At 51.4% G+C, this 368-nt stretch carries 1 protein-coding gene and 1 pseudogene; one reads left to right on the top strand and one right to left on the bottom strand.

The features are described 5' to 3' along the window. Positions 1-144, top strand: a pseudogene (locus ACRPFF_RS11460) (carbonic anhydrase); the annotation flags it as partial. A gap of 17 nt (positions 145-161) precedes the next feature. Here the strand turns inward: ACRPFF_RS11460 and ACRPFF_RS11455 are convergent. Continuing rightward, positions 162-344, bottom strand: coding sequence for a glutaredoxin family protein (locus tag ACRPFF_RS11455; RefSeq protein WP_432674676.1), 183 nt, complete (start codon positions 342-344; stop codon positions 162-164). Positions 345-368 lie beyond the last annotated feature (24 nt).

Genomic DNA, 368 nt, shown 5'->3' with positions numbered 1-368 from the left:
ATGCGGCCGGCTTTCGCAGTAAGGGGCAGGAAAGCAATATGCCCGACGACCGTATCGAAACCTTGCGTGATGCAGGTGTCGACCTCGACGGCTGGCGGACCGGTTTCGACAACGTCGAAGACAGCGTGCGCCATACCCTCCCCTGCTTCAGACGGCATTTTTTACCGTTCGAGAAACTGTTTCAACCTGTCCTCATCCAAAAACCAGTGGCAAATTTCCTCATCTCCCGCCAACAAAACGGGAATCAGCTCATTGTATTTTTCTTCCCTGATTTCGGCTGGGATGAAAATCCTCGACAAGGGTAAAACTTCCCAATAAATATCCCAATCCTGTCTCTTATACACATCTCCGAGCCCACGAGACTCGAC

The sequence above is a fragment of the Neisseria sp. SLRRB23 genome, assembly GCF_050896295.1.
Classification (GTDB): domain Bacteria; phylum Pseudomonadota; class Gammaproteobacteria; order Burkholderiales; family Neisseriaceae; genus Neisseria.
This window is presented reverse-complemented; position numbering and strand designations above follow the sequence as displayed.